General features: G+C 60.7%; 1 protein-coding gene. It reads left to right on the top strand.

Features of this window, described 5'->3' with window-relative positions; genetic code table 11:
• On the top strand, positions 1-1221 hold the full coding sequence (gene tuf, locus LXN00_RS12580) for an elongation factor Tu (RefSeq protein ID WP_234508720.1): 1221 nt from the start codon (positions 1-3) through the stop codon (positions 1219-1221).
• Position 1222: the final 1 nt, after the last annotated feature.

The raw sequence follows: 1222 nt of genomic DNA, 5'->3' as shown, positions 1-1222 counted from the left end.
ATGGCCAAGGGCGAGTTTATCCGGACGAAGCCTCACGTGAACGTGGGGACGATTGGGCACGTGGACCACGGGAAGACGACGTTGACGGCGGCGTTGACGTTTGTGACTGCGGCGGAGAACCCGAATGTAGAGGTGAAGGACTACGGGGAGATTGACAAGGCGCCGGAGGAGCGTGCGCGGGGGATAACGATCAACACGGCGCACGTGGAGTACGAGACGGCGAAGCGGCACTATTCGCACGTGGACTGCCCGGGACATGCGGACTACATCAAGAACATGATCACGGGTGCGGCGCAGATGGACGGGGCGATTTTGGTGGTATCGGCGGCGGATGGGCCGATGCCGCAGACGCGGGAGCACATTTTGTTGGCACGGCAGGTGGGGGTCCCGTACATTGTGGTGTTCATGAACAAGGTGGACATGGTGGACGACCCCGAGTTGTTGGACTTGGTGGAGATGGAGGTACGGGACCTTTTGAACCAGTACGAGTTTCCTGGGGATGAGGTGCCGGTGATCCGGGGGAGTGCGTTGTTGGCGTTGGAGCAGATGCACCGCAATCCTCAGACGAAGCGTGGGGAGAACGAGTGGGTGGATCGGATTTGGGAGTTGTTGGACGCGATTGACGAGTACATTCCGACGCCGCAGCGGGACGTGGACAAGCCGTTCTTGATGCCGGTGGAGGACGTGTTTACGATTACTGGGCGCGGGACGGTGGCGACGGGTCGGATTGAGCGGGGAAAGGTGAAGGTTGGGGACGAGGTGGAGATTGTGGGTTTGTCTGCGGAGACGCGTCGGACGGTGGTGACGGGTGTGGAGATGCACCGGAAGACGCTGCAGGAGGGGATAGCTGGGGACAATGTGGGGTTGTTGTTGCGTGGTGTGAGCCGGGAGGAGGTGGAGCGGGGGCAGGTGTTGGCGAAGCCTGGGAGCATTACGCCGCACACGAAGTTTGAGGCCTCCGTGTATGTTTTGAAGAAGGAGGAGGGTGGGAGGCACACGGGGTTTTTTTCTGGGTACCGTCCGCAGTTTTACTTTCGGACGACGGATGTGACGGGTGTGGTGCAGTTGCCCTCGGGCGTGGAGATGGTGATGCCTGGGGACAATGTGACGTTTACGGTGGAGTTGATCAAGCCGGTGGCGTTGGAGGAGGGTTTGCGGTTTGCCATCCGTGAGGGTGGGCGGACCGTGGGTGCCGGCGTGGTCACCAAAATCCTGGAGTGAG

Origin of the sequence: Thermus brockianus (assembly GCF_021462505.1) — a bacterium.
Taxonomy (GTDB): domain Bacteria; phylum Deinococcota; class Deinococci; order Deinococcales; family Thermaceae; genus Thermus; species Thermus hydrothermalis.
Note: the sequence above shows the minus strand (reverse complement) of the source record. Positions and strands in the feature narration are given on the sequence as shown.

What these genes read in the sequence shown, in the direction of transcription:
- tuf (WP_234508720.1), top strand. Translation starts at nt 1, where the DNA reads ATGGCCAAGGGCGAGTTTATCCGGACGAAGCCTCACGTGAACGTGGGG.